The organism is Bacillus cereus group sp. BfR-BA-01355 (assembly GCF_022663675.1).
GTDB classification, from domain to species: Bacteria; Bacillota; Bacilli; order Bacillales; family Bacillaceae_G; genus Bacillus_A; species Bacillus_A thuringiensis_S.
The window spans coordinates 37,335-61,514 of sequence record NZ_JAKUFY010000025.1 but is presented as its reverse complement, the minus strand read 5'-3'; the positions used below and the strand labels follow the sequence as shown (position 1 = coordinate 61,514).

Sequence of the window (24,180 nt, the reverse complement as noted above, 5' to 3'; positions counted from 1 at the left end):
GAAACAATACAAGCTGTAGTACCTTTAGCATCTGATTTATTCAAACTTTTCGGTCAAGTGGTACAAGAAGTAATGCCTATGATTACTGAATTAATTCAGATGTTTGCTGATACGACAATAGAAATTATGCCAGTGATAACGGAGGCTATACAACAAGTAGCTCAAATTTTTACTGAGCTAGCATCTACAGTTTTACCGATATTCGCTCAAGCTTTTCAAACGGCATTCCCTATTATATTACAAGTAATCCAGGCGGCATTTAGCATAGCAGGAATGCTGATTCAAGGGTTTGGAGAAGTCTTATCAATCATAGCGACGTCAGTGATTCCGATTATTCTCCAGGCGGTACAAGCGGTCTTCCCAGTAATAGCTGGGATTATAGCTGCTGCGATTTCCGTTGCGATTCCTATTATTCAATTATTAGGCCAGGTAATCTCTATCATAGCGACTACGGTTATTCCTTTAATTTTACAAATCGTTCAGGCGGTTTTCCCGGTAATAGTTTCGATAATTCAAGCGGCGATTCCCGTAGCTACTGCGATACTTGAAGGCCTAGCAACAATAATAAAAGGCGTAGTGATCCCGGCGATTCAATTTATTTTGTCGATTGTCCAGGCAGTTTTTCCCGCTATTATGGGCGTAATAACCTCTGCTATTGGGATAATCACCAACATAATAAAGCTTTTCACTTCAGTTTTAAAAGGAGATTGGAGTGGAGCGTGGAACGCGGTGAAAGGCATTACATCGAGTGTAATGTCATTAATCGGAAATATCATCCAAGGGTCGATAAATTTAATTTCCGCGGTCGTGACTGGTGGACTAAATCTAGTGAAATCTATTTTTTCTAGTGTTTTATCAGCGATAGGTTCTCTAGTAAGTTCAATTTTTTCAGGTATAGGTTCAGTCATTTCATCTGTTATGAACGCAGTAGGTAGCATCATTTCTTCAATTTGGAATGCGGCTAAGTCAGCGACATCTAACATCCTAGATTCTATTTATAACACAGTGACTAAAATTTTTGACAATGTAAAGTCATTCCTTAGCGGAATCGATTTAGGAAGCATAGGAAAAAATATGATGCAGGGACTTTTAAACGGTATAAGCTCTATGGCTGGGGCTATTTGGGACAAAATTACGGACATCGGAAATGGAATTAAAGATAAAATTTCAGGACTTTTATCGATTCACTCACCGAGTCGTTGGTTCAGGGATTTCATTGGTGTCAATATGATGAAAGGTTGGATTAATGGTATAGATGCTATGAAAGGTGCTGTACAAAGAACAACCGAACAAATGACTGAATGGATGAAACCTGAAGCTCTACAAGTAGAGACTGTATACGGAATGCCAAGAGGACTTGGTGCGTACCAGACAGCTAAACCACAAGCAAGCTCAGGAAATATGGATGCCGGAACTGCTTCAAATTCTACAGCTAGTGAAAGACAACCCGCGTATATTAATATACAGCTTGGTAGACAAGAGTTTAATAGGTTCGTTGATGATATTACTGGAGAGCAAGAAGCTGTGAAAAAACGGAAAGATGTATTTTAAAGGAGGGCGGTAGATTGTTAGTTTTTAATGGGATTAATTTAGAAGAATATTTTGAGCAAAAATACGAAAAAGGATTTTTTATGGTTAACGATATAAGAGGTCGCGGAATTTTAAGTGACGAAATTAATGAGTTAACGGTACCTCACCGCCCAGGTTCATATTTTTTAAGTAAAAGGACTCCCAAGAGAGTATTAGAAGTAGATTTCTCTCTTAAGGGAGTCTCTCTTTTTGAACTAAGGAAACGGATAGATGAATTGAATGGTTTATTAGATACAGAAGAACCTGTAAAAATTACCTTCACAGACGAACCGGATATTGTTTATTACGGGATTAAGGAATCTGTAGAGGAGACTTTAGAAAAATCTAATATTCATCAAGCAACTATTACACTAATATGTCCAATGCCGTATAAGTTAGGAAAAGAGCAAACCGTTGAATTTAAAAAAGACGTTAGTGGGTTAGTTGCTAATATCCAAAATAAAGGAACAGTTCATTCTAACCCTATCATTGAAATTAATATTACAAAATCAAACACTTTTTTAGATGTATGGTTCGGCGGAGTATCCTTAAGTGATCGAGATTATTTTCGTATCGGTATGCCACTAAAAACTGTGGAAAAGCCTGTAGAAAGGAATCAACGTATAGTATGGGATGAAATGGCCACTACCGTCGGATGGAGTAAAGTCAGCTCAATGGAAGATGGGGAACCGGTTGGTGAAATGAAATCAGATAAATATCAATTTTATTGTTCTGATTTTGGGACTGGAACGGGAAAAGGATGGCACGGTGCAGCTGTAAAAAAAAGTATCCCTGGTGGTCCAGTACAAGATTTTATTATGCAAGCCTATGTTACATGTAAGAGTAAAAAGATTAACGAAATGGGACGGGTTGAGATAGCGATACTCGATGAAAACAGCAAAGTTCTTTCGAAAATTGCTATGAATGATCTTTATTGGCAAGCTGAGCAAAATTTTGGAACGATGGTAATTGGATATGATAATAAGCCGGGGAAAACAGGTTTGATCTATGAGAGTGGTGATTACCCGAATACATGGAATCAGTATTTTGGTCGATTGTGGATAGCTAGAACAGGAAATGTATGGGAAGCATATATTTCAAAATTTCTGCCTGGAACGGAAAAGGATGATTCAGAGCGCTTTGCTAGATGGACGGATAAAGACAATAAACATATGGAAAAAGCAGCTCAAATACAGATTAGTATCATGCAGTGGCAGGATGTACCGCCAGTAGAAGCGATGTCAGTTAGTGATTTAAAGTTTTGGAAAGTGAATTTAAATACGAATAACACACCGCCTTATATAGTTGATGTCGGTGATAAAGTCGTGATTGATACAGAAAGTAGTCATGTCAGTATTGAAGGGAAAAACGCAATTAACATAAAAGAGTTTTTCAGTAATTTTCCTGTTATTAATAAAGGCGCTAATATACTCGAAATTATACCATCTGATATTGGAACAGCAAAAGTTAAATATAGGGAGAGATTTCGATGAGAACACCAAGCGGATTACTTCATGTTGTTGATTTCAAAACAGATCAAATTATATCCGCTATTCAACCAAAGGACTACTGGGAAGATAAACGTCATTGGGAAATCAAGAATAACATTGATATGCTAGAGTTCAAAACTTTTGACGGCACTCCACATGCAATTACATTACAACAGCAGAACTTGGTTTTAAAGGAAGTACGAGATGGTCGAATTGTTCCGTATGTTATTAACAATGAAGTAGCAAAAGATTCAAATGATAGATCATTAACTTTACACTCGTCTGGTGCCTGGGTTCAAATAGCCAAAGATGGGATTATTAAACCTCAACGTATAGAGAGCGAAACAGTTAATACGTTTATTGATATCGCTCTTGCCGATTCAAAATGGCAACGTGGAATAACGGATTATTCTTCATTCCACACGATGACTATTGATGAATTCATCGATCCCCTCACTTTTTTAAAGAAAATTGCGGCTTTGTTTGAGTTGGAAATACAATATCGTGTTGAAGTATCCGGTTCTCAAATTACTGGATGGTACGTCGATATGATAAAGAAACGAGGGAGAGAAACAGGGAAGGAAGTAACCCTGGGAAAAGACTTAGTAGGCGTTAGACGCATTGAACATTCCAGGGATATTTGTACCGCCTTAGTCGGATTTGTACGGGGTGAAGGTGAAGAACTTATCACGATTGAGAGCATCAATAACGGACTTGTTTATATTACAGATAGTGATGCCTTTCAACGTTGGAATGCACATGGTAAACATAAATTTGGTTTCTACACGCCAGAAACAGAAGATCAAAATATGACACCGCAACGATTACTGACTTTGATGAAGACGGAATTAAAAAAACGTGTCAATTCTTCAGTTTCGTATGAAGTAGAAGCGCAAAGTATTGGGCGAGTATTCGGACTGGCACACGAATTAATTAATGAAGGCGATACAATCCGAATCAAAGATACAGGCTTCACACCTAAGTTATACCTTGAAGCAAGGGTAATCGCTGGTGATGAATCATATACTGATCCTTCGCAAGATAAATATGTATTCGGAGACTATCGAGAAATTATAGATTCGAACGAGGAATTACGAAAATTATATAACAAAATGCGTGCTTGGTTAGAGGGGAAGGCTAACAAGGAACTGTTAGAACAACTAGAAAAGTTGGCCGAAGAAGCAAAGAAAGAATCAGGAAAAGCTGTAAAGGAATCGCAAGAGGCTAAAGATATATCAGAGCAACTGAAAAAAAATATTGAAAATAATATGGTTAACATTATAGAAGGTAAAGAACCACCAACTACTGATCTTAAGCCAAACAAAACGCTATGGCGTGATATAAGTACTGGCAAGCCTGGTATTTTAAAAATCTGGACAGGTACAACTTGGGAATCGGTTGTTCCGGATACGGGACCATTACAAAAAGATATAAAGAATGCAAAAACAGAAATTGATACTTTAAAAGAGACAATAGAAGATATACCTGATAAGACTTGGTTAAATCAGCAACTTGAAGGAAAGGCCAACAAAGAAGGGGTTTATACAAAAGATTGGGTAAACGAAAACCTTATTGGAAAGCAAGTGTACGAAACAAACCGTAAAGGTGATATAAAAGTATTAAATGAAACAAAAACGACTGCTGAACGCACAGCTGAAGAAATTAAAAATAAAGCAGAGAAAACGGAGATAACGACTCTAAACGATAATCTTAAGCTAGTAAGTCAAACTGCTAATACTGCTAAACAGACAGCCGAATTTAACACTAACACCATTACAGAATTAAAAACTACTGTAAATAATATTTCTGTAGGTTCAATCAATTTAGCTAGCGGTTCAGAAACAGGGTTAAATAAACAGAACATGACTGGATCCTGGTCAGACAGTAAACAAATGATTTTATCGGATAAGGTCAACTATAGGAATAAAATTTTTACTATCTCATTTTTGTTTACTGGTAAAATGACAAAATTCAATACAAATGCTTGGTTTGGCGTAGAAACAACGATAACGTATGCAGATGGAGAGCAAGAATGGCAATCTGTACGTGCTGAATCGCAATTAAAGATTAATGTAAATTATAAAGACGAACCACTATCAGTTACATTTAGAACAAAAGATAAAGATGTAACTCAAGTTAAATTCTATTACTCTGGGCGCAATATTGATGGGGATTTAAACTCACACCATGCAAAATTTGAAGAAGGTAACATACGAACTACATGGCAACTATCTAACGATGAAGTTACTTCTAAAGCAGATTTTACCCAAACAACTAATGAAATTCAACAAACAGTAAATACGAACTCAAAAACAATCTCGAAAGTACAACAAGATCAAGGTACAATGCAAACAACTCTAAATGAAGTGAAGCAGACCACAAATTCGAATTCTCTTAATATTAAAACGCTAACAGAAACACAAACAAATCAAGGAAAGCTCATTCAAGAAAACAAGAATGAAATTACACAAACAAAAGACTCATTAAGTTCAAAGATTTCGGAAAAGCAAATGAAAGCTTATGTAGGGGCACTTGGTAGTATAAATCAATTCTTCAATACAGAGTTTAAGAAAAAAACAGTTGATGCTAATGGCAATATAACAAATGAGGTTGCTAGTACAGATAAATGGACAGTAGCAGGAGTTGTATCAGGTGCTACAGTAATACCAGTAACAGACAGACGCCATGACGGTTATAACTCGGTCAGAATTGCAAATGCGGGGGTTGCAGCAAATAGCTGGACTGGTATTGCTCAAAGTATTGGAGCCTCACAAAATAGCGGAGACTACGTATTGTCTGCATGGGTTTATGTAGTAGATAAAAACTTATTAGACCAAGGAGCGTGCGTTAAGCTTCAATTCTTTAATGGTTCAACCGCATTAGGTTATGAGCAAACTGAAATAAAAGAGTTATTAGTTAATGGCTCCTGGATACTAGTTAGTGTAACCATTAAAGCTCCTGACGTTCCTGTAACTCGTTTGCAAGGAGATATATGGGTACGACGTAATGGTACAATGTGGGTATCTCAACCGCAGCTACAGCAAGGAAAAGAACCATCTGTATACATGCCAAACCCAAAAGACATTACTAACTATAAAGAATTAGTGGATTTAGTAGCGGACAAGGTTGCAAAAAGTGATTTTGATACAGTAACTACAAACATGCAGACAGAAATCCGGCAGAATACCAAAGAAATAGGTTTTCGTGCAAAAGCGACTGAAGTGTACTCAAAGACGGATGCCGACAAAAAATTTGCTTATGTTTTGGAAATGGAAGCGGCTTTTAGTTTAACAAATCAAAATATTAATTCTAGGGTTAAAAAAGGCGATGTTATATCCCAGATTAATCAATCAGCTGAGGAAATTCTAATTCAGGGGTCCAGAATTAATCTTATAGGATATGTAACAGCTGAGCATATCAAAGGGAAAGTTTTAGAAGGAGTAACACTTAAAACGAGTGGAAACAGATTTGTTGAAATAAATAAGCAAGACATGAAGATTTTCGATGCAGATAAGCCACGTGGCTATATAGGATTTATGGAAACAAATGATGGAAGTATTCAACCTTCACTCGTCCTTGGTTCTGACAATATTAAATACAGGGGTACAGGATCGTTTTATATTTATCAAGTCATGCCGCGAATTAATGGAGTCGATCAACCTTCTAAAGCATATGCAAAATTTGGGATTTCTAAAGGAGAAAATGCAGAAGGAACTAATATTTGGTCAAACTATATTCAAATGCATAATGACGGTGGACATCTGAGCGTATATTCAGATGGACAATTTCGTTTTCAAAACTTGAATAATATTATTTTTGAATCTGAAGGATGGGCTCCAGGATATGGTTACTTCTCTGTAACTACAACTGAGCCGCATATTTTTACAAATAACTCGGGGCAGTTTACTTTCAAAAGAAAAGGCAGTGACTATAAAATACATTTCGTAAACGGCGCCACCGATCATGATTTAATCATGGGTAATGCAATGATAAGGTCAAGTTTTGTACAAGGTTATAACAATGGCTTGCAGATTAAAGATATGATGGGTCAAGGATGGAAAGATATAGAATTAAGAACACTACGAGCGCAAGAAAATATAAATGCTAATGGCCAAATGTGGGCGAAAGCATTTAATCCTACATCAGCTAGAAATATGAAAGAAAATATAAAAGATATTCCTTTTTCAGCTCTTGATAAAATCATGAGTTTAGCTATCAAACAGTATAACTTCAAGGACGATATGTATGATCTGTATCAAATGCGTGTGAACAAGCCGGAAGAACAAACAGAACCATATACAACAAAAGAAATTGAAACATATTTTGGCATGATTGCAGACGATACGGATGCTATATTTACAGATAAAGAGAAACGGGCCATTAATTTATATAATACTGTTTCTATTCTTATTGCAGCCTTTCAACAGCAGTATCACGAATTTAATGAAGAGTTAACTACTGTTACAGGTGAGAATAAACAACTAAAAACGCAGGTTGCAACATTAACTAGCGATGTGTCCACATTAAAAGAATTAGTACAAAAATTAATAGATGAGAAACCAGAGCAGCCATAAGCTGGTCTTTTTTTATTGCCTAAAAGGGGTGGTCGAAGTGGAGGGGTTACAAGATGTACGAAGTGATGTTCAAGAAATCAAGCAAGATATTAAGGACATTCGCTTAGAGATTAAAAGTTTAGAAATGCGGACAACGGGTAACGAAAAAGACATTATTAATATCAACAAACAGCTAGATAAAATCAGCGCTAATACTACATGGATTCTGCGACTTATAGTTGGTGGAATTGTTGGTGGTATTCTCACTTTCTTAATGAAAGGAGGTGGTATGTAATGTTTGAAATTACTGTAATGATTGGAATTGTAGTTGGTCTTTCACAGATTGGAAAAACAATTGGATTACAAACAAAATATGTCCCGTTACTAAATTTAACGCTTGGCATTGTGCTAGGCGTTTTATTTTTGGGCGGAGATATTAAAACAAATATATTTCAAGGAATCATTATCGGACTGTCAGCAAGTGGATTATTTGACCACACAAAAATTATGAAAAAGGATGTTGATGCTAAATGAAAAAGACAATGAAACATATTACTTCGTTCCTTATGATTCTAGTACTTGCTGGTTCTTTTGCTACAAGTGCTTTTGCTGATAGAACGCTTATTATTCCTGATTTACCGAAACAACCATACCGTTATGGTGTAGGTGCTTATGAGGGCGTTGTAGCACATTCTACAGCAACTCCAGAAGCTCCAGCTATTAACATTCAAAAATATGAGTCTCGTACATGGAGAAATGCATTTGTTCACTATGCAGTCGATTGGGACGAAACAATCCAAATCGCTGATACAAAATACATCGCTTATGGTGGCGGTCCTGCTGCTAATAAACGATTTGTACATGTAGAGTTATGCGAAACAGCGGACTATACAAAATTCAAACGCAGCTATGACAAATATGTTAAGTTACTAGCTAAAATCTTACGTGACCGTGGGTTATCTGTAGAAAAAGGATTGTGGACACATAGCGATGTAACTCATTACCTTGGCGGTACGGATCATGAAGATCCAAATGATTACTTAAAGTCTCATGGCGTTTCAGAAGCTCAATTTAGAGCAGATGTACAACGAGCATACAATAATTCTAGTGTGGATGTTTCTGTTCCTGAGAAGCCATCTAAACCATCGGAAGTACCAACAGCAGTAACAGACGGTATCGCCTATATTGAGGGTTACAACGTTAACTTACGTAAAGGACCAGGTACAAGCTATTCTAAAATTCGTCAACTAAACAAACCAGAATCTTATATTGTGTGGGCGGAAAAAGATGGGTGGTTAAATCTTGGTGGAGATCAGTGGATTAAGAACGATCCATCTTATGTAAAATTTAATAAGAAAAGCACAGTAGATTCTTCTATTGTTGGAAAGCGTGTTGTTTCAAAAGTTAACAATCTACGTTTCTATGATGCTCCATCCTGGCAGGATAAAGATGTGGCCGGTTCTGTAGATGCAGGATTAGGATTTACAATTGATGCGAAAGTAAATGTAGATGGTTCACCGCAATATAAAGTACACAATAGCAAAGGAAAAACATACTATATCACAGCAAGTGAAGCCTATGTGTATGTGAAGTAGAAAAAATCAGTTTTTTAATTGAAGCGCACCTCTGATTGTTAGATGCAGATAACAATCGGAGGTGCGCTTTTTAGTGAGGAAATTAAACAAACTTATTTAAAAAGCATTTAGGGATTGAGTTATAAGTGAGGAGATTTTCTTCTATATGTCTTGCAAATGGATCACATGGAAACCTCATAAACTCCCGAGGAACCACCGTATTCTCTTGCACCCGCAAAGTTAATGCCCCATGACAATCACAGCCGCATTTTTTATGAATGGTCGTAATAATAGTTTGATTTATAAAGGTACAATATATGGATGTATCTTTTTGTTATATAGATGATTAATTGCATGTAAATATTAAATCTTGTAGACTAAATAAGTAAATTATTAATATTAAATTATGATTAGAGCTCGTAAGCGTCGAAAACGATTTCAAGGGAATCGAGGAGGGTTAAGGTTAAATGACAATAGAATTAAATAATCTATATAATTTTAAAAATCCAGTTAGGCATTTCTTAGATATAAATAATGTACGTTTTTCATCACCAGTAAATACTATAGAGATTGCTGATTTAGCTTGGACACAACCTATAAACTTTCGTGTGAGAAAAGAAGATGATAAATATAGAACGTTAAAAATGCCAAATATTTTAAACTTTTCATGCGCATATAATAGGTTTAAAGGGGCAAGTGATTTTTTAGATATTTCTAATATAGACCCTCAAAAAAGATTAGTTCCTAATACAGTTACTGGGGATTTTGCAACTGGAGTATATGACGAACAATTAGAAAACGATTTTCACGAATTATGTATATTTGATAATTTAATTAAACTGGATATTAAAAGTTATTACGAAAGAATTTATACACATGACATTGATTTTGAAAGTAGAGGAGACGAAAATTTTTTAACAAATTTAAACTCAGGTAATACAAATGGGCTGATAATGGGTAATTATATTTCGTTATACTTTGCAGAAAAATATTTGAAAAATATAAGCGATGATATTAAAGCTAGATTAAGACAAGAAGGCTTAGAATGTAGTTTTTCATATTTCTCAGATGATTTTTATTTTTTTTGCAATGAAAAAGATAATGAAAATATAGTCAGAATTTTTGATACCGTATTGGAAAAATATAATTTGGAGAGAAATGATGGGAAAATTGAGGTATGGACTTATTTAACATATAATAACTATCAATTGTCGGAGAAATACTGGAAAAAAATTATTTCAGATTGTAAAAATAGATATGATGAGTATAAAAATGATAACCAACTTTATTTTAGTAATCAACTAATCTACCGCATGTCTAATTTAGAAGATGATAAACTAAAAAAAATATTCTTAAATACATTTTTTAAATCAACTTATTTTCAGGAGCTTGATATTGAAAAATTTTCTATCGAATTCTTCAATTATCATCAACTATGTTTTATATTTAAATTTTCTCCTGAAACTATGTTGTATTCTATAAATCATTTGAAAAAAGTGGACCTTTTCTGTGGGAGAGAATTCAAAAGGTTTCTTCATGTACGCTATAAAGAAGTATTGTCAAAACCTTTTAATGAGGAGCAACTATATTATTATTATACGATTAAAATATTAGGGTTTAATTCTATATTAGAAGAAACTGTGGATATAGTTGTTAATAGTAATAATCAATTGCTTGTATCGTATTATTTAAAAGATGGTCTGTTTAATCAAGAACATATCGAAAAGTTAAAATTAAAAATCAAAGAATTTTATTGGTTTCAAAATTATCATTTGATATTATATAGTGATTTAAAAGATGATATGGAAAATAGTATTAATGAGTACTTAATTCCTGAATATGCTACTAGAGATAGGCAAAAACAAAATTATATGGGATTTTATATGGAAAACATAAAAGAGGGGATATCATTTATAAAAGATTTAGAATCCATAAGTGTTAACCTTAATACTTATATGCAGTTATTAATAAATGAACGAGTTGCAGTTTTTGGACAAGAAGATGAAGATAATGATATGGAATGATAGAATGTAAGCTAAAAATCAGGCTCCTATTATATGGGAGCCTGATTTTTTATTTTGCTTATCAAATAAATTGCATATAATCATTTAATCTAGTAGACTGAAAAGTAATTTGTTAGAAAAGGAGTGATAATATGGCAAGAAGTCAACTACTAAAAGATGTAGTAAGTGGACAAGTGAGTATCGAAAATATTTTATTAAGATTGAAGGTTATATTGTCTGATCTAGATAATGATTTAATTATGAGCTGGATTCAAGGAGAGCTGCACGGTTATGAATCAGGTGAAGAGTTGCCTGCGTATAGAATATTAAAAGGTTCTCCTGTAGGTACATATTTAATTAACGGCCATGCAAAATATTCAAATGCTCAGGTACCAATAGAAGCTGTATTGAAAAAAGAAATGATAGAACAACTGATTACTGTTAATGTGAAAGACAGCATTAAGACTCTTGAAGAAATCTTGAATAGTGAAAGCAAAGAAAAATACGGTAAAGTTATACCGACTACTATATGCCATGGTATATCAAATGATGATTTACAAATAATTGGAATGACAATAAAATGTGCTTCAAATCTAATTAGTGGAATAGTATCTAAAGTCAAATCAAAATTAGTCGATATTATTATGGAATTAGAGAAACAATACGATAATTTGGATGAGATGGATATAAAATCTCAAGTAGATGAAGATACTTCTAAAAAGGAACAGGTTATTCTTAACATTGAGCAAATAATTTTTGACGAGTCTATAAAATTGGGCGATAAGAATAAACTAAGTAGGGCTGGAATAGGTAATTGGTTTGGGTGGGGAAAATGAGTATAAAAATTGGAAATAAGAATAAAATTAAAAACTCTAATATTGGCCATCAATATAATGCTCCGCCCCCAAATAAAAATAAGACATTCGTTGAAAGACATCCTATTCTCGTTTCGTTTTTAGTTTCATTAGTAGTAGGATTTATTTTACTCTTTTCTTTTTGGAAAAGTATTGTAGAGTGGATAGAAAAAATGTTTTAATACTGTTGCATATAAAAGAACCGGCAAATAAATCCGGTTCTTTTTTTATTCATTTCTCCATTCTATTAAAGTACGTTTCTTGCAACTTCCACAATCAAAATAACCATTTCCTTTTGTAATTCTTTGTTTGTGATTACAGTTAGGGCACTGGATTTCTTGCTTTTCAAATGTTGCATAAATAAAGCCTAATGAAAAAAGAAACAGTGGAACAGCGAAAAATAACCCGACTATTGTGATACCTAAAATAACAGAAAAAATGATACCAAAAATGCCGAAAACCAATGAAGTTTTACGGCCGAATTTTTCTTTTCCGGAACTCTTTTTTTGATCCACTTCAATGATAAACGTATTACCGTCTGCCGTTGTTTTTGTCTCCATATTTCTCCTCCTTTATTACTTTCAAATAAGTATATCAGAGTATTCAGAAATGTATTTACAAATAAAAACAGTACATTTATTTTATGTACTGTACAACGTCCTCAATAAGGTATGTTTTATCCATACCTTTTTCTTCAGCTAATTGGTTTAAAGCGTCTAGGATTGACTTTAATGTGTCAAAACGTACAAGACCAACCTCACCATTAACTAGATTACTAATAGTGGCTGGACGAACTTTTGATTCCACTGCTAACTTGTTTTTGGTAATCCCAATTTCCTCCATCGTTTCTCCTAAAGTGAATACCATAGAACTCATGGTAATACCTCCGTTCATTCCGATCATTTATTACTTTTCATTTTACACAATTTACATATCAAAGTAAAACTTTTTTCGGAAGACTATTGACGTATGACTCCTAGAGTTATATATTGTTACTAACAAAGTTTTACTTCTAGAGTCATACTTTTGTATAAATGTGAAGGGTGGAACAGTATAGATGCAAAAAATAAGCGATTACTTCGGTTTAGAAACAAAATCTGATTGTATTTGGTTTTATGGTTTTTATACTGTAGCTTCGGTTTTATTCCTTATCAATATGCTTATAGCTCATGTGCTATAAGCTCTTTCGTTAACTAAATATCGGACAACCTCCAGCCTCGTGAATATCCTCATTCGAAAAAACAGATATACACGAGGTCTAGTTTCCTATTGTCTTTTTTAGGTAACTAAGAGGAGGATCCACACGAGGAATGACCTAACACTCGTTAAACTTGAACAGGTTAGCTAAGCCAACGTCAGAAAGTTAAGCGTCCTAACGAATAACGTTTCCTTGTTTGCGTTGTTAGGAGTCTAGGCGAGTACGGCCATTAACGGTACGGCGGTTGCTTGGCGTGTTACGGCACGGGTAGCAGCTGATAATGAAAGAATTATAGGTTACGAGTAATGAAGGATACGCCAGTAGTGCATTTCCTTTCCTGATTCTTTCTGCAGATAGGACAAGCTTTATCTGTAAAAAGTCAGCTGTGTAAGAGATTACAGCGTTTAAACAGGGTGTTACTATACGGATTCCTTAACCCGATAGACCATGATTGACAGAACGTCTACTTTACAACGCTTTTTATTTTTGAAGCGTTGTAAGGTAGTCATTCTCTGCCCTAGCCGTTGTCCTGTACCCTCATCCCATGATTGTCTGCCGAAAGCAAAAGTCAAGTGTAAAAAGAAAAATAAAGATAAAAACTTATTAAGGCTGGAGGGGGAGGAATTACTCCTCGATGGTCCAGATCTCCACAATTGGTTTACCGAGTTCTTTGCAGATTAGATAGGCCGTATCAAAACGAGGTTTAGTACGATTACGAACAATTGCACTAAGAGTAGAGTCGTCAACTCCAATACGTTTTGCAAAATCACTCTGTTTAATTTCAAGTTCTGCAAAGATTACTTTAAGTCTACATTTAAACTTCATATACACTCACCTCAAGAATTTACTTTCTATATGCAGAAATAAACTCCTTTATAAATAGTACAGGCTAAAAAGAAAAAAATTGGTGTGGACGTGCAAAAATAGTTCTCTAGGTCATATACCTATATTAAGACCACGAGGAATACCAAGTAGAACTAAGGGCATCAAGAGGGGAAAGGTGGGGAATAATGAGACCTGGATATAAGTATTTGCCTCGTATGCAGCTGTATCCGTCACAAACCTTGTTTAACATGTACACAGAAGCGGACGACGAAAATGAAGTGCGTTGTGTGTACGATCACATTGCAAAACACGATATGCTACAAAATTCAAATTACATCGATATCGTCGATTTATTAGGGGAAGAGGAACCTTATGGACCGTATAACGAGATAGGGATTCAGAAAAGGATTGATGCGTATTTAGATGTTTGTAAACAGTGGAGGGATGAATAATGAGATGGCAATATGATTACTTAAATGACACTCCGTATTTGTATTCATCAAAAGAGCTAAGAAACATGTATAAGGAGTCCAGAGGAAAAGGAGAGGCTAATTCTATCGTAAAGCATATGGAAAGACATGAGGTGTTTAACAATAAAGAATACCGAGGTTATTACAGCTTATCTAACGATATTATTGAGGATCTATACGGGGAAGAGGAAGAAATTCTTGAATGGGATGAAATGGTTAATCAGTATCAACCGATTCTCACGTCAAAAGGATTACAACTAAAGAGAAAGAGGGATTCGATATGACACTTGCTGGGGAAGTTGTAGTAATTTGGACAGTGACAGGATTGTCTGTAGTGGCGATGAAGGCAGCTGAGAAAATGGGGATGAGTGTTCCACATTGGCTTCCACGTATGACGATGTATACAACTCTTACCGGCTCGTTTTTGTATCTTCTACGTTATGTGCTAATGGTGTTTCTTTGAAGGAATGGAACCTAGAATCATGGGACACTTTGTTATATAAGAAAAACAACTTGTATGTAGATCTTCCAGTAAAGAGCAACTATATCCTTTAAGGATATATAAGGAGTGAACCCCTATGCTTGAATTGTTATTAATACCTGCAGTTTCGCTCGGGTACGCTTTGCTAAATGATAGTTTAAAAGGTAAAGAGGATGATAGAAAGAAGATACAAGTATTCTTTGAAGTAAGTGGGATTGCAATTAGGAAGGATGAAAAATTACATTATCCGGTTTTTCTCGAAAGAAAAGAAGATGATCGTAGTACGACTTATGTATATAAACTTCCGTTAGGGATGCCATCTAAATTAATACAAAAGGTTGAGGATGTTGTAAGTGAAGGATTAAATAAGCCTGTACGTATCAAATACGATAACTACAAGATAATGATTCGGGTATTCAGTAAACGTATCCCAAAAAAGTGGTGTTGGAATGAAGGGCTAGTAAAAAAAGGTGAATGGCAAGTACCGATGGGGCAAAGCCTCGAGAAGTTAATTTATCATGACTTTGATAAAACTCCTCATATGGTACTAGGTGGTCTTACACGAATGGGGAAAACAGTATTTATGAAAGTACTACTTACTACCTTGATTGAGGCGAACCCTGAAAATGCTCACGTATATTTAATTGATTTAAAGGAAAAGGGATTAGAATTTAGCGAGTTTAGCGGCTTAAAACAGGTGGTGGAAGTGGCTGACTCTGTAGAAAAAGCACATCATGTACTAAAACAAATAATGAAAAAAATCGAAGAGCGTGGAAAATTCATGAAGGAAAATGGTTACAAAAATATTGTTGAAACAAAAGAAAAAGATCGGTATTTCGTTATTGTTGACGAAGGTGCCGTGCTTGCTCCGGCCAAAGGATTACCACGTCATGTTAATAAGATCCGAGAAGAGTGTCAGTACATGCTGAGTTATATAGCGACTGTATCGGGTGGATTAGGATTTCGTTTGATTTTGGCTACACAGTATCCTACAGTCACATCAATTCCATCAGTAGTAAAGCAGATGTCTGATGCGAAGTTAGGATTTCGTCTACCAACATATAAGGCTTCTGAGGTTGTTCTTGATGAATCGGGGCTAGAAACATTGCCGTCCTTACCTGGTAGAGCTATTTATAAAACTGATCGACTAACTGAGTTGCAGGTACCGTTTATTAGCGATGAAATGATGTGGGAACATCTAAAACAATACGAGGTGAAAAAAGATGAACATCCAGACACATATCAAAATAAACCGTCAGATGACGATTCTGACCTCGATTAGAAAGCTGAAATTCGCAACACGTAGGCATCTAATGGCGGTGCACGATATGGGAGGGATTCGTAACGCGAATCGTATTTTAAAAGACCTCAGTCCTTATGTAAATAACGCAGTGTATCAAAAAGAATACGTGTATTACTTAAATAAAAAGGGCCGTGAACTGTTCGACGATACTGAGAAGATTGTACCAAATAGTCGACTAGCACACAGCTTAATGAGAAATGAAGCGTGGCTCTATCTGTTTTGTCCTGACGACTGGCAGATAGAAACACCTATACGTTATAAAGTAGATGATAAAAAGAAGACAATTATTCCTGATGTGAAGTTCAGGGATGAAGAAGGTACACTAAATGCTGTTGAAATAGATCGTACGCAAATGATGATTGTGAACGCTGAAAAGATGAGCAGGTATAGGGAATTTTCGTTATACTACAAAAACAAATACAACGGAAAAATACCTCTCATTCATTTCTTTACTATGACAGAATACAGACAAAAAAAGCTGGAGCAACTTGCAGCTAAATACGATGTGTATGCGAAAGTTTATGTGGTTCCAGGTGTTTCATGATGAAAAATTACTGGACTCGTGTAAACATTTTAGGGTGTAATAACCGGTTGTGGATTAACGGCGAAAGTGGTGCGGTTTATCAAAGTAAAAGAGACAGTAAACGATGGATGTGGCGAAACAATATTATCGATGCACCGGATCTGGATAGTGCTGAAAAGGTTATAAGGTTACTGAACTTACAGCCTGAAACGCACAGAAAGTTGTTTAGTGGTCTAATTACAAGGAAGAGGTGATTCACCTATGAAATTATTACCACCTCCACAAATCAATCCAATCAATAAGGATGCTGTAATTGATGACTTGAAAAGACGATTAGCAGCAACTGAATTCCAGCGCGATCACTATGAACACTTATACTGGGAATCAAATAGGGAAGCTTATAAATATTGGTGCGAATTGAATTCTAAAAAAGCATTGGATTCAAAGTAGAAATGAGGAGGGGAATTATATGACTTCTATCAAAGTTAACGGTGAATATATAGCTCCAAAAGGAAGCACGATTTGCGAATGGTGTAAACGTACACTAAAAAAAGGAGAATGGGTAAAAAATAATTTTGAATACGGTATCTTTCATGAAGAATGTCACGATGAGTACATGGCGAACGAATTTCCATATGATTACGGTAGATGGGGAAATGATATTACAGAGGACGATGTAGACTAAAACCTTAGAACCCTAACAGTAATAATACTTATATATTATTACTAATGATATACTCTATATATAATATATATTTATAAGTTATATATTTATATTATATATATAAGGTATATTTTTTATAGAGGGGGTTCTTTTTTGTTTTTGTTTTTATTAGATGTTGTTGTGTATTGTTTACCCCCTCCTAATTTTTTGAGATTTATATATTTTTATTCTGACGACTGTAGAAAGTCGTCTTTTTACATTGGTAATAGATTGCCAGTTTTCGCGGTTAATCATATAATTTAATCATGATTATTCTTAGCAACAAACAGGAGAGGGTGTGTAAAAATTGCGGTATGCTGTGTATGTACGTGTATCAACTGATAAGGACGAACAAGTATCATCAGTTGAAAATCAGGTTGATATTTGCCGATACTGGATTGAGAAAAATGGTTATGAATGGGATCAGAATGCTGTGTATTTTGACGATGGTATTTCGGGTACCGCATGGCTTGAGCGCCATGCGATGCAGCTTATATTACAGAAAGTTAGGAAAAATGAATTAGATACGGTAGTTTTTAAATCGATACACCGCTTAGCCCGCGACCTTAAAGATGCGCTAGAGATTAAAGAAATATTACTTGGTCATGGGGTGCGTTTAGTAACAATTGAGGAAGGTTACGATAGTTACTATGAGGGTAATAATGATATGAAATTCGAGATATATGCGATGTTTGCTGCGCAACTCCCTAAGACATTATCAACATCCATCTCAGCAGCATTAAGTGCTAAAGTAAGACGTGGGGAGCATACAGGAACCATTCCTTTTGGTTATGATCGTATTGATAAAAAATTAATAATTAATGAGGAGGAAGCGCTCCTTGTTAAGGAAATGTTTGACTGGTATGAAGACGGGCGAGGATATCGTATGATTGCTAATAACTTAAATAAAAAGGGATGCAGGACAAGATTCGGAAACTTATGGTCTGAGGCATCTGTAAAAACAATAGTCACTAACTCTTTATATACTGGTGAACATGTAATGCACAAATATAAAACAGTAAAAGTTGATGGTAAAAAGAAAACCGTTAAAAATCCTAAAGAGAAGTGGTTAGTATTTGAAAATCACCATGATGCTATAATTTCAAAAGAACAATGGGAACGTATAAATCCAGTAAGTGGCGTGAAGGATAAAAAAACAAAATCAGATTATCGTAATGAGTTTCGGGGAATAGTATGGTGTGCACACTGTGGTAAAAGAGTAAGAGCAATTTATGCTGGAGTACGCAGTAAATATGAGCGCGTGTATATGAAATGTTCGACGTATAAGGCGTACGGAACATGTGTAAATCATATACCAGTCCGATATGAAGATTTTCGTAATTTAATCTTAGAACGATTAAAACAAAAGCAGGAGTATATTGAAACTAGATTAGTTGCACAAATTAAGGACAAGCTGCAAGAAAAAATAGCAAAATCAAAAAAGACGATTAAACAGCTGGGGAGTAAAAAAGAAAAACTATTAGAACTTTACATGGACTCGTTCATTGATAAAGAAACTTTCGTTAATCGAAACAGGAAATTAGAAGATGAGATGACAGCTCAGGAACTTCAATTACTTAAATTAAAAGATAAAGATATTCAAAACAGGGAAACAAAGGATATACAGGATGCTTTTATGCTGTTGCAGGAGGAACAGGACTTACATAAAGCTTTTCAGAAACTAATAAAAAAAATAGTGTTTTATCAAGATGGGAAGCTAGATATAGAATATACTTTTGATTATTAATTTTTGTAGCTATTGATATAATGAACATCAAGTAATAACTGGCAGCAAACACAAAATAAATGGTTAGATTATTGGTTGTACGGAATTGAAAATGGAATTATGGATGAACCAATGGTTGATGTGCAAAGAGAAAATAAATCGTGGCAAAAGATAAAAAATTGGCCAGATCCAGCGGCTGTACCTTCAAAAATCCGTATGTATTTAAGTAATAAATCAGTCAATTTGCGACTAAGTATGGGATCGGTTAATAAAGTTTTCTCATTCGTAGATGATGCACAAATAAAATCAAATCAATTAGTAGCAAACCCAGAATTAGAAGTAGCCAATCGATTAGTATATACAATGCCTGTACTGCAAAAAGATACGCGTATAAGTGGTATACCAAAGATTTCAATTACAGGAAATATTGATCAATCTGTATCAAATTTAACAGCATTACTTGTTGACTATGGAGGAGCGAAGCCGGAAATCGTAACGAGAGGCTGGATGGATCCACAAAACTTAAAGAGTATAGAAAATTCAACGGCGATTCAACCGGGCAAAGATTATACATTTACATGGGACATGCAGCCAGATGATTATGTATTTAAAGTGGGGCATCAAATCGGAGTTGTTTTAATTGCAAGTGATTATGATTATACAATTAGACCGAAAGCTGGAACGAAACTTACAGTGAAATTAAGTGAAGTGACATTGCCGATTGTGAAATAAATATTTTTTCTAAAGAGCTTACTAAAGTAAGCTCTTTAATTTACAGTCTGAATTTTTAATTTTTATATTTCAAATTGGAAGGTTATGTAATACAATATCATTATATTCTATGGAAAGTGAGTGATATATTATGACAGTCAGCTCTTTCAAAATCTCATTAAAATTCGAGGTACAGGAAGATTAGTTGAATTGAAATCTTCCGTACGTAAAAACGGAGGAGAAAATAAATGTTTAGTTTTTATAGTACACTTTGTACGGAACTGTATGATTACACAAAACCAGTCGGTTATTCTTTAAATGGTGATATTGAGTATTACAAAGAACGTTTAAAAGATTGTAGAGGAAGAATCCTCGAAGCTGCAGTAGGTTCAGGGCGTGTCATCATTCCACTTCTAGAGGCTGGTTTTACAGTAGATGGGATAGATTATTCACCTGAAATGCTAGATTCTTGCCGTAAGCGCTGTAAAGAGAGAGGCTTACATCCTAATTTATATGAAGGAAGCTTGCAACAATTATCACTTCCGCATAAATATGAGGCAATTATCATTCCTACTGGATCTTTTTGTTTAATTGAAAATCGTGTCGATTCTATAAACGCATTGAAATATTTTTATGAACATCTTAATCCAGGCGGACGATTAATCGTAGATATTATGCTTCCGTATGACTGGAAGACTGGGGAAATTCATACATCGACTTTTTCTTTGCCGAGCGGAGACGGAATCACATTAGAAAATAAATCAATTGAAATAGATTGGCTGAACCAAGTTACTGTATCATATTTGAAATATGAAAAGTGGAGTAAAGGACAGTTAGTACAAACAGAACTACAACGCTTTGCGGTACGTTGGTATGGAATAGAAGAGTTTAAACTTCTGTTAGAAAGTATAGGTTTCTCTAATATTACTTGCTCTGCTGAATATGCTTATAAAAACGAACCGTCAAATGCAAATCAAATGTTTACTTTTGAAGCTGTGCGAAAAGAATAGAACTAATACTATGAATAAAAAAATAAGGCAATCGATTAAAAATCGGCTGCCTTATTTTTAATTTTATGTAATTGTTTATAGAGAAAGATCGGAGGGAAATAAATGAAACTTATATTAATATTTGGCCCACAAGCAGTTGGGAAAATGACAGTGGGTCAAGAATTAGCAACATTAACCGGTTTAAAACTTTTTCATAACCACATGACAATTGATTTAGTAAGTCCAATTTTTGATTACAGTACGACAGAAGCAAAAAGGCTAGTAAGTTTATTTCGTAATGAAATATTTGAAGAAGTATCTAAAAGTGATTTATCTGGAATGATTTTTACGTATGTATGGGCATTTGACCTCCAATCGGATTGGGATTATATACATTATGTAGAAAGTATTTTTGAATCAAAAGGTGGGACAGTGTATTTTATAGAGCTGGAAGCGGAATTAGATGAAAGATTAGAACGGAATAAAAGTCCGAATAGATTAGAACATAAACCGAAAAAAAGAGATATTGAGTGGTCTCAAAATAATTTGAAAGAGACGATGAAAAAGCATAGATTAAACTCTCTTCATGGTGAAATTGAAAAAGAAGAGTATATAAAAATTAATAACACGTATTTGAGTGCAAAAGAAGTAGCGGAAATGATTAAAGAGAAGTTTCAATTGTAAAATTTTTGAAGTCTATTTCGTTTCCATTGTCTAAGCATTCTCCTACTAATTACATATACTATTTATGTTAAAATCGGTCGCTATTTTAATATATATAACTATACAGGGAAGAGGAGAGAATAAATTTGGAAAACGTAGAACAAGATAGAATTGAAAATCAAGTGTATTCAAATCGTGTAGTAAGATCAGAATTTGATGCGAATTGGGAAACTTGTATATCAAAGAGTGGTTATGTAATTTATGTAGCAACAAGTAATAATGCTGAAGTAATAGTGCTTCTTGCAGATGGTTCAAGTAAATTATTAATTTTTGAAAAAGGCGGTAAAGTAGTAGTAGGTGGCGGTGGAACAAGTCATTACAGTAAGCCGCATATTGCAATAAATATTTAAGGTAAAACATGTTAATTGAGAAGAAGCTGGAAAACGGTTAGTCATTCATATTTAGAGAATGACTAACCGTTTTTAAATGTGGTTTTTGAAGAATTATATAAGCAATATAAAAAGCATTTCCTATTTCGGCAAATGCTTTTTATATGTTATAGTATAATAGTGTCCTAAAGTAATGTTATTTTAATATATTTCAAATTTTGTTGTGTATTATTTTTATATTAAATTAGCACCTAAAGTATTTTTTTATATAAGGAGTAATAATTAGAGAAATGAAAAATATAGACTTTATACTAGAAAGTGATGAGGCATTAAAACCGTCTGAACGATTAGTGCTATTATTATTAGAGAAGCATAGAATGTTATATACGAACGATCTATTGGCATTATCAAATTTATCATATAAAACATTAACAGATTCATTAACGGCGCTTGTTTTAAAATCGTATGTGTTAAAGGAAACAGGTAAGGGAAGAAGACAGAATTGCTATAGATTAGTATGATAAGGCAGCTGTTTTAGAGAATTTTACATATGTTTTTTTCAAACGTAAGGTGAAAAAAGTTTTTTGTTTTCAAACGAAAAACTCAATATAAGAGGGACGAAGATAGTGGCGTTTCATTTTTGTAAACGTAATTATTTCTTCATTGAAAATACAAAAAAATAAACCGCATAAAACAGAAATAAAAAAACAATCCATTTTTAAAATGGATTGTTTTTTTTATTGGAATAATATTATTTGATATGTTGAAAGCATGAATAGCAGAATAAACATTACCTGTTTTATTTCATGCAACTGAACAAATATGATGAAAACTATGTGTATAGTTTTTTGCTTGCTTTTTCAGTAACTCTAATGAAATCATGGTCTTCATTGTTTAAAGGCAGTATTTTTAACATTATTGCTATTCAGCATTAAGCACAAAAAGGGATATATAATATTATTATGTAAACTTAAGGTTTTAAAAGGAAAATGTAATAATTAATAGAACATGTAGAAGGAGATGCTTAAATAGTTTGAAGGATGGGAGATTATTATGGAGCATTTACAATCAATAGCACAAGCTGTTATAAGTGGTCATAAGGGAAAAGTAGTGAAGTTTATAAAGGCGAGTCCAAGTATTGTTAACGAATGTAGTGAAGATGGCTGGACACCACTTCATTTAGCAGCTTATTTTGGACAAAAAGAAATAGCGAGTTTTCTTTTAGAAAGCGGTGCAGATATACATAGTAGAGCGAAAAACGAAAATGAAAATACGCCTTTGCAAGCAGCAATCGCGAACAAGCAAAGTGAACTTGTTGCTTTCTTAATTGAAAAAGGATCAAATGTAAATATTATGCAAAGTGGTGGCTGGACAGGACTTCACGAAGCGGCATTATTAGGAAATGAAGAAATAATTATGCTACTCCTTAAAAATGGAGCTAATAAGATGATAAAGAAAAATGATGGGAAAACAGCGTATGATATTGCATTAGAAAAAGGATATGATCACCTTTTACATCATTTGAAACAGGAAGTGAACTTATGATGAATAAATGGAGTGTTGGTATATTTTTATTTAATGAAGTAGAAGTGTTAGATTTTGCAGGACCATTTGAAGTTTTTTCTGTAACTGAGGTGAATGAAGAAAAACCATTTACTGTTTATACAGTTAGCGAGAATGGAGAAATGATTACAGCAAGGAATGGATTGAAGGTACAGCCAGATTATAGTATTGAAAATTTACCACCAGTGGATATTTTAATAATTCCGGGTGGGCTAGGTGCTAGAAAATATGAAATAAAAAATGAAATAGTAATAAAATGGATTCGCCAACAAATGAAAGAAGTAAAGCTGATGACTTCAGTTTGTACAGGAGCGTTATTACTGGCGAAAGCAGGTTTACTGGAAGGGTTAAAAGCAACAACACATTGGGCTAGTATTGAAAAGTTTAAAAATGAGTTTCAAAATGTTGAAGTTATAGAAAATGTAAAGTTTGTAGATGAAGGACATATTATAACATCTGCCGGAATTTCAGCTGGAATTAATATGGCATTTCATATTGTGAAAAACTTGTTAGGTGTGCATGTTGCGGAGGACACAGCGAAGCGAATGGAGTATGATATTAGTTTGCCAAATTAAAAAGCCCGGATTGGGCTT

General features: G+C 34.4%; 27 protein-coding genes and 1 pseudogene. 25 read left to right on the top strand and 3 right to left on the bottom strand.

What is annotated here, in order from left to right; all coding sequences use genetic code 11:
• The 9 genes from MR167_RS11310 to MR167_RS11270 all read left to right on the top strand — a co-directional run.
• Positions 1-1,551, top strand: a 1,551-nt coding sequence (locus tag MR167_RS11310; RefSeq protein WP_481746701.1) for a phage tail protein, incomplete at its 5' end; no start/stop codon positions are given.
• Positions 1,552-1,565: 14 nt separating this feature from the next.
• The gene (locus MR167_RS11305; protein ID WP_242314650.1) at positions 1,566-3,062 is read left to right on the top strand and encodes a distal tail protein Dit; all 1,497 of its coding nucleotides are present in this window, start codon (positions 1,566-1,568) and stop codon (positions 3,060-3,062) included.
• Entirely contained in the window at positions 3,059-7,633 is a 4,575-nt protein-coding gene (locus MR167_RS11300) for a phage tail spike protein (protein WP_255786937.1), read from the top strand. Before MR167_RS11305 ends, MR167_RS11300 begins: the two co-directional genes overlap by 4 nt.
• A 37-nt stretch (positions 7,634-7,670) precedes the next feature.
• Positions 7,671-7,907 (top strand): hemolysin XhlA family protein, encoded by a 237-nt coding sequence (locus MR167_RS11295; RefSeq protein WP_016081457.1) that lies wholly within the window; start codon positions 7,671-7,673, stop codon positions 7,905-7,907.
• Positions 7,907-8,146: a hypothetical protein gene (locus MR167_RS11290; RefSeq protein ID WP_025118144.1), complete on the top strand. Its 240-nt coding sequence runs from the start codon at positions 7,907-7,909 to the stop codon at positions 8,144-8,146. Before MR167_RS11295 ends, MR167_RS11290 begins: the two co-directional genes overlap by 1 nt.
• A complete protein-coding gene (locus tag MR167_RS11285; protein ID WP_242314649.1) occupies positions 8,143-9,207 on the top strand; it encodes an N-acetylmuramoyl-L-alanine amidase in 1,065 nt (354 codons plus the stop codon). Before MR167_RS11290 ends, MR167_RS11285 begins: the two co-directional genes overlap by 4 nt.
• A 446-nt stretch (positions 9,208-9,653) precedes the next feature.
• Positions 9,654-11,210, top strand: coding sequence for an RNA-dependent RNA polymerase family protein (locus MR167_RS11280; RefSeq protein WP_242314647.1), 1,557 nt, complete (start codon positions 9,654-9,656; stop codon positions 11,208-11,210).
• Positions 11,211-11,341: 131 nt separating this feature from the next.
• Positions 11,342-12,025 carry an AbiTii domain-containing protein gene (locus MR167_RS11275; protein ID WP_242314645.1) on the top strand — a complete coding sequence of 228 codons (684 nt, stop codon included), beginning with the start codon at positions 11,342-11,344 and terminating at the stop codon, positions 12,023-12,025.
• Positions 12,022-12,225 carry a hypothetical protein gene (locus tag MR167_RS11270; RefSeq protein ID WP_242314643.1) on the top strand — a complete coding sequence of 68 codons (204 nt, stop codon included), beginning with the start codon at positions 12,022-12,024 and terminating at the stop codon, positions 12,223-12,225. The genes MR167_RS11275 and MR167_RS11270 overlap by 4 nt, the downstream gene beginning before the upstream one ends.
• 45 nt (positions 12,226-12,270) lie before the next feature.
• Here the strand turns inward: MR167_RS11270 and MR167_RS11265 are convergent, their stop codons facing one another.
• Together MR167_RS11265 and MR167_RS11260 are read right to left on the bottom strand one after the other, a co-directional pair.
• Positions 12,271-12,603 (bottom strand): hypothetical protein, encoded by a 333-nt coding sequence (locus tag MR167_RS11265; protein ID WP_242314642.1) that lies wholly within the window; start codon positions 12,601-12,603, stop codon positions 12,271-12,273.
• A gap of 76 nt (positions 12,604-12,679) precedes the next feature.
• Positions 12,680-12,919, bottom strand: a complete 240-nt coding sequence (locus tag MR167_RS11260) for a helix-turn-helix domain-containing protein (protein ID WP_242314640.1) — start codon at positions 12,917-12,919, stop codon at positions 12,680-12,682.
• Between the two features lie 181 nt (positions 12,920-13,100).
• Here MR167_RS11260 and MR167_RS11255 point away from each other — a divergent pair, with 181 nt between their 5' ends.
• A complete protein-coding gene (locus MR167_RS11255; protein ID WP_141520207.1) occupies positions 13,101-13,223 on the top strand; it encodes a DUF3961 domain-containing protein in 123 nt (40 codons plus the stop codon).
• Positions 13,224-13,865: 642 nt separating this feature from the next.
• Here the strand turns inward: MR167_RS11255 and MR167_RS11250 are convergent.
• A complete protein-coding gene (locus MR167_RS11250; protein ID WP_242314638.1) occupies positions 13,866-14,066 on the bottom strand; it encodes a helix-turn-helix transcriptional regulator in 201 nt (66 codons plus the stop codon).
• A gap of 185 nt (positions 14,067-14,251) precedes the next feature.
• On the opposite strand from MR167_RS11250, the gene MR167_RS11245 reads away from it, so the two are divergent.
• The 15 genes and pseudogenes from MR167_RS11245 (at position 14,252) to MR167_RS11175 (ending at position 24,162) form a co-directional block, all read left to right on the top strand.
• The gene (locus MR167_RS11245; RefSeq protein WP_242314636.1) at positions 14,252-14,518 is read left to right on the top strand and encodes a hypothetical protein; all 267 of its coding nucleotides are present in this window, start codon (positions 14,252-14,254) and stop codon (positions 14,516-14,518) included.
• A complete protein-coding gene (locus tag MR167_RS11240; RefSeq protein WP_242314635.1) occupies positions 14,518-14,820 on the top strand; it encodes a hypothetical protein in 303 nt (100 codons plus the stop codon). Before MR167_RS11245 ends, MR167_RS11240 begins: the two co-directional genes overlap by 1 nt.
• Positions 14,817-14,999: a hypothetical protein gene (locus tag MR167_RS11235; protein ID WP_030025233.1), complete on the top strand. Its 183-nt coding sequence runs from the start codon at positions 14,817-14,819 to the stop codon at positions 14,997-14,999. The genes MR167_RS11240 and MR167_RS11235 overlap by 4 nt, the downstream gene beginning before the upstream one ends.
• A gap of 115 nt (positions 15,000-15,114) precedes the next feature.
• Positions 15,115-16,299: an FtsK/SpoIIIE domain-containing protein gene (locus tag MR167_RS11230; protein WP_098348450.1), complete on the top strand. Its 1,185-nt coding sequence runs from the start codon at positions 15,115-15,117 to the stop codon at positions 16,297-16,299.
• Positions 16,241-16,864 (top strand): replication-relaxation family protein, encoded by a 624-nt coding sequence (locus MR167_RS11225; protein WP_075716946.1) that lies wholly within the window; start codon positions 16,241-16,243, stop codon positions 16,862-16,864. The genes MR167_RS11230 and MR167_RS11225 overlap by 59 nt, the downstream gene beginning before the upstream one ends.
• A 240-nt stretch (positions 16,865-17,104) precedes the next feature.
• A complete protein-coding gene (locus tag MR167_RS11220; RefSeq protein WP_000771630.1) occupies positions 17,105-17,293 on the top strand; it encodes a hypothetical protein in 189 nt (62 codons plus the stop codon).
• A 19-nt stretch (positions 17,294-17,312) separates the two neighbouring features.
• Complete coding sequence (locus MR167_RS11215) at positions 17,313-17,528, top strand: hypothetical protein (protein WP_242314633.1); 216 nt, start codon at positions 17,313-17,315, stop codon at positions 17,526-17,528.
• A gap of 325 nt (positions 17,529-17,853) precedes the next feature.
• Positions 17,854-19,293: a recombinase family protein gene (locus MR167_RS11210; protein WP_242314631.1), complete on the top strand. Its 1,440-nt coding sequence runs from the start codon at positions 17,854-17,856 to the stop codon at positions 19,291-19,293.
• A 24-nt stretch (positions 19,294-19,317) separates the two neighbouring features.
• A pseudogene (locus MR167_RS11205) lies at positions 19,318-20,004 on the top strand (CocE/NonD family hydrolase C-terminal non-catalytic domain-containing protein); the annotation flags it as partial.
• A gap of 227 nt (positions 20,005-20,231) precedes the next feature.
• Complete coding sequence (locus tag MR167_RS11200; RefSeq protein ID WP_000490920.1) at positions 20,232-20,993, top strand: class I SAM-dependent methyltransferase; 762 nt, start codon at positions 20,232-20,234, stop codon at positions 20,991-20,993.
• A gap of 102 nt (positions 20,994-21,095) precedes the next feature.
• On the top strand, positions 21,096-21,656 hold the full coding sequence (locus MR167_RS11195) for an AAA family ATPase (protein WP_098829565.1): 561 nt from the start codon (positions 21,096-21,098) through the stop codon (positions 21,654-21,656).
• 125 nt (positions 21,657-21,781) lie between these two features.
• Entirely contained in the window at positions 21,782-22,045 is a 264-nt protein-coding gene (locus tag MR167_RS11190) for a hypothetical protein (protein WP_000432422.1), read from the top strand.
• 269 nt (positions 22,046-22,314) lie between these two features.
• The gene (locus tag MR167_RS11185) at positions 22,315-22,545 is read left to right on the top strand and encodes a hypothetical protein (protein ID WP_000789031.1); all 231 of its coding nucleotides are present in this window, start codon (positions 22,315-22,317) and stop codon (positions 22,543-22,545) included.
• 532 nt (positions 22,546-23,077) lie between these two features.
• Positions 23,078-23,569 carry an ankyrin repeat domain-containing protein gene (locus MR167_RS11180; protein WP_000400677.1) on the top strand — a complete coding sequence of 164 codons (492 nt, stop codon included), beginning with the start codon at positions 23,078-23,080 and terminating at the stop codon, positions 23,567-23,569.
• A complete protein-coding gene (locus MR167_RS11175) occupies positions 23,566-24,162 on the top strand; it encodes a DJ-1/PfpI family protein (RefSeq protein ID WP_000981426.1) in 597 nt (198 codons plus the stop codon). The genes MR167_RS11180 and MR167_RS11175 overlap by 4 nt, the downstream gene beginning before the upstream one ends.
• Positions 24,163-24,180 lie beyond the last annotated feature (18 nt).

Excerpts from the sequence above, each read along its gene's own strand:
- MR167_RS11300 (WP_255786937.1), top strand. The coding sequence starts at position 3,059 with ATGAGAACACCAAGCGGATTACTTCATGTTGTTGATTTCAAAACAGAT.
- MR167_RS11290 (WP_025118144.1), top strand. The coding sequence starts at position 7,907 with ATGTTTGAAATTACTGTAATGATTGGAATTGTAGTTGGTCTTTCACAG.
- MR167_RS11285 (WP_242314649.1), top strand. The coding sequence starts at position 8,143 with ATGAAAAAGACAATGAAACATATTACTTCGTTCCTTATGATTCTAGTA.
- MR167_RS11280 (WP_242314647.1), top strand. The coding sequence starts at position 9,654 with ATGACAATAGAATTAAATAATCTATATAATTTTAAAAATCCAGTTAGG.
- MR167_RS11275 (WP_242314645.1), top strand. The coding sequence starts at position 11,342 with ATGGCAAGAAGTCAACTACTAAAAGATGTAGTAAGTGGACAAGTGAGT.
- MR167_RS11270 (WP_242314643.1), top strand. The coding sequence starts at position 12,022 with ATGAGTATAAAAATTGGAAATAAGAATAAAATTAAAAACTCTAATATT.
- MR167_RS11265 (WP_242314642.1), bottom strand. The coding sequence starts at position 12,603 with ATGGAGACAAAAACAACGGCAGACGGTAATACGTTTATCATTGAAGTG.
- MR167_RS11260 (WP_242314640.1), bottom strand. The coding sequence starts at position 12,919 with ATGAGTTCTATGGTATTCACTTTAGGAGAAACGATGGAGGAAATTGGG.
- MR167_RS11255 (WP_141520207.1), top strand. The coding sequence starts at position 13,101 with ATGCAAAAAATAAGCGATTACTTCGGTTTAGAAACAAAATCTGATTGT.
- MR167_RS11250 (WP_242314638.1), bottom strand. The coding sequence starts at position 14,066 with ATGAAGTTTAAATGTAGACTTAAAGTAATCTTTGCAGAACTTGAAATT.
- MR167_RS11245 (WP_242314636.1), top strand. The coding sequence starts at position 14,252 with ATGAGACCTGGATATAAGTATTTGCCTCGTATGCAGCTGTATCCGTCA.
- MR167_RS11240 (WP_242314635.1), top strand. The coding sequence starts at position 14,518 with ATGAGATGGCAATATGATTACTTAAATGACACTCCGTATTTGTATTCA.
- MR167_RS11235 (WP_030025233.1), top strand. The coding sequence starts at position 14,817 with ATGACACTTGCTGGGGAAGTTGTAGTAATTTGGACAGTGACAGGATTG.
- MR167_RS11230 (WP_098348450.1), top strand. The coding sequence starts at position 15,115 with ATGCTTGAATTGTTATTAATACCTGCAGTTTCGCTCGGGTACGCTTTG.
- MR167_RS11225 (WP_075716946.1), top strand. The coding sequence starts at position 16,241 with ATGAACATCCAGACACATATCAAAATAAACCGTCAGATGACGATTCTG.
- MR167_RS11220 (WP_000771630.1), top strand. The coding sequence starts at position 17,105 with ATGAAATTATTACCACCTCCACAAATCAATCCAATCAATAAGGATGCT.
- MR167_RS11215 (WP_242314633.1), top strand. The coding sequence starts at position 17,313 with ATGACTTCTATCAAAGTTAACGGTGAATATATAGCTCCAAAAGGAAGC.
- MR167_RS11200 (WP_000490920.1), top strand. The coding sequence starts at position 20,232 with ATGTTTAGTTTTTATAGTACACTTTGTACGGAACTGTATGATTACACA.
- MR167_RS11195 (WP_098829565.1), top strand. The coding sequence starts at position 21,096 with ATGAAACTTATATTAATATTTGGCCCACAAGCAGTTGGGAAAATGACA.
- MR167_RS11185 (WP_000789031.1), top strand. The coding sequence starts at position 22,315 with ATGAAAAATATAGACTTTATACTAGAAAGTGATGAGGCATTAAAACCG.
- MR167_RS11180 (WP_000400677.1), top strand. The coding sequence starts at position 23,078 with ATGGAGCATTTACAATCAATAGCACAAGCTGTTATAAGTGGTCATAAG.
- MR167_RS11175 (WP_000981426.1), top strand. The coding sequence starts at position 23,566 with ATGATGAATAAATGGAGTGTTGGTATATTTTTATTTAATGAAGTAGAA.